This is a genomic window from Mycobacterium sp., from assembly GCF_019243155.1.
In the GTDB taxonomy this organism is placed as follows: Bacteria; Actinomycetota; Actinomycetes; order Mycobacteriales; family Mycobacteriaceae; genus Mycobacterium.
On the sequence record NZ_JAFAUS010000447.1, the window covers coordinates 1 to 3,071 of the forward strand.

2 protein-coding genes are annotated in these 3,071 nt (G+C 67.9%); both read right to left on the reverse strand.

Going from position 1 to position 3,071, the window contains the following annotated elements; genetic code table 11:
* On the reverse strand, positions 1 to 1,446 hold a 1,446-nt coding region (locus JOZ00_RS23010; RefSeq protein ID WP_293348569.1), incomplete at its 3' end, for an efflux RND transporter permease subunit.
* A gap of 184 nt (positions 1,447 to 1,630) precedes the next feature.
* On the reverse strand, positions 1,631 to 3,071 hold a 1,441-nt coding region (locus JOZ00_RS23015), incomplete at its 5' end, for an MdtA/MuxA family multidrug efflux RND transporter periplasmic adaptor subunit (protein WP_293348572.1).

Genomic DNA, 3,071 nt, shown 5'->3' on the forward strand with positions numbered 1-3,071 from the left:
CACCAGCGTCAGCGACACGATGGCCGAGATCACGATCGTCACCGACAGGGTGATTGCGAATTCACGGAACAGCCGGCCGACGACGTCGGCCATGAACAATAGTGGGATCAGCACCGCGATCAGCGATACGGTCAGGGAGATGATCGTAAAGCCGATCTGCTCGGAGCCTTTGAGCGCCGCTTCGAGCGGCGGGTCGCCCTCCTCGATGTAGCGGGTGATGTTCTCGATCATCACGATCGCGTCGTCGACGACAAACCCGGTCGCGATCGTCATCGCCATCAGCGACAGGTTGTTCAGGCTGAACCCGGCCAGGTACATGACCGCCAGGGTGCCGACCAGCGACAGCGGCACCGACAGGCTCGGGATCAATGTCGCCGACGGGCTGCGCAAGAACAGGAAGATCACCAGGACGACGAGGACGACGGCGAGGCCGAGCTCGAATTCGACATCGGCGACCGACGCGCGGATCGTGTTGGTGCGGTCGGTCAGCACGGTAACGTCGACCGACGCCGGCATCGCCGCGCGCAGGCTCGGCAATAGCGCCTGGATGCGGTCGACGACCTCGATCACATTCGCGCCGGGCTGGCGCTGGATGTTGAGCACCACCGCCTGGGTCGTGTTCATCCAGCCGGCGAGCTTGATGTTTTCCGGCGCATCGCGCGCGACCGCGACATCGGACAGCCGCACCGGCGCGCCGTTGCGGTAAGCGACGACGAGATCGAGATACTCCTTCGCGCTCTTCAGTTGGTCGTTGGCGTTGATCGTGTAGGCGCGCGTCGGTCCGTCGAAATTGCCCTTTGGCGTGTTGACGTTGGCGCTGTTGATCGTCGTGCGCAGGTCGTCGATGTTGAGCGCGTAGGCGGCGAGCTGGCGCAGATTGGCCTGGATGCGCACCGCCGGCCGCTGGCCGCCGCTGACGCTGACCAGGCCGACCCCCGAAAGCTGCGAAATCTTTTGAGCCAAGCGGGTATCGGCCAAATCTTCGACCTGGGTCAGCGGCAATGTCGAGGAGGTCAGGCCGAGCGTCAGAATCGGCGCGTCGGCGGGGTTGACCTTGGCGTAGATCGGCGGCGCGGGCAGGTCCGACGGCAGCAGGTTGCCGGCGGCGTTGATCGACGCCTGAACCTGTTGTTCGGCGACGTCGAGGGCGAGGTTGAGGTTGAACTGCAATGTGATGACCGAGGCGCCGGCCGAGCTGACCGAGGCCATCTGCGTCAGCCCGGGCATCTGCCCGAGCTGCACTTCGAGCGGCGCCGTCACCGACGAGGTGATCACGTCCGGGCTCGCGCCAGGGTACAGCGTCGTCACCTGGATCGTCGGATAGTCGACCTGCGGCAAGGCCGAAATCGGCAGGAAGCGGAACGCGAACAGCCCGACCAGCATGATCGCGACCATCAGCAGCGAGGTCGCGACCGGCCGCAGAATAAACAGCCGCGACGGGCTCACCGCTCTGCGTCCGCAGGTCGATTGCCCCTCTCCTGCACCGCGGGAGAGGGTGGCTCAGCGCGTAGCGCGGAGACGGGTGAGGGCAATGCTGCACCCGCGGCCCTCACCCACCGCCCGCTGTCGCGGGCGGTCCCCCCTCTCCCGCAGTGCGGGAGAGGGTTCAATCGGCCGCCTTCGAGTTTCGTCACTCGCTGCCCCGGCGGCGTCCCTGTCCTTGTCCCTGGCCGCCTTGTCCCTGGGCGCCTTGTCCCTGGCCGCGCTGGCGCTGTTGCTGCGGCTCCGCCGGCTTGTCCGCGGCCGGCTCGGCGGCCGGGGGCGCGCCCCCGGCGGCATTCTGCCGGTTGCCGCCGGCAAGCGTCACCTTGGCGCCGTCCTTGAGCCGGTCGGCGCCGTCGGTGACGATCATCTGCCCGGGTTGCAAGCCCTTGGTCACCGCGACCTGCGCGCCCTGGCCGGGGCCCAGCGTCACCGGGATCGCGGCCACCGTGCTGTCGTCCTTGACGACATAGACGAAGGTGCCGGGGGCGCCGCGCTGCACCGCCGAGACCGGGATTACCGTCGCGCCCTGCATCGTCTCGACCAGCAACTGGACGTTGACGAACTGGTTGGGAAACAGCAACAGGTCGTGGTTGTCGAACGCGGCGCGCAGTTTGACCGTGCCGGTGGTCGGGTCAATCTGGTTGTCGATCGTTTCGAGCCGGCCGGCGTCGAGCTTGCTGGCGCCCGTGCGGTCGAAGGCCGTGGTCTGCAATACCGCGCTGTCGTGCAGCCGCTTCAACACGGTCTGCAAGCTGTCTTCCGGCAGCGTGAAGATCACCGAAATCGGCTGCAGCTGCGTGATCACGACGATTCCGTTGGCGTCGCTGGTCTGGACGTAATTGCCGGGGTCGACCTGGCGCAATCCGACCCGCCCGCCGACAGGCGCGACAATGCGGCAATAGGTCAGGTTCAGCTTCTGTGCGTCGACCTGCGCCTGGTCGGCCTGCACCACGCCGCGGTTCTGCTGCACCGTGGCGGCCTGCGTGTCGAGCGTCTGCCGCGCCAGCGAGTTCTGCGCCACCAGCGTGCGGTAGCGGGCCAAATCGACTTCGGCGTTCTTCAGCGCCGCGGTGTCTTTGGCCAATTGCCCCTCGGCCTGGGCGAGCGCGACCTGGTACGGCCGCGGGTCGATCTGGGCCAGGAAATCGCCCTTTTCGACACTCTGCCCTTCCTTGAAGGCGACCTCGACGAGCTGGCCGTTGATCTGCGTCTTGACCGTGACGGTGGCGAGCGGCGTGACCGTGCCGAGCGCGGTCAGCACGACCGGCATCTCGCCCTGCGTCGCCGCCGCGACGTGCACCGGTTGCGCCATGTTGGCCATCGCGTTCGCGCCGCCGCGGCCGAAGCGGCCGGTGCGCGCGCCGCTCGCGGCACCCGGCGCGCTCGCGCCGCTGCCGGGCCCGCCCCACGGATGCCAGAGCCACAGCACGACACCGACCACGACCAGCGCCGCGACGATCAGTGCGACGGTGCGGCCGCGGTGGCGTTTCACCGGGCCGGGCGCGCTCGATTGCGCGCCGCTCTCGGACGGCTGGGGAGCAGCAGGGCGTTGGGTTTCCGGGTGATTTTGTTGTTCGTCCATCGGT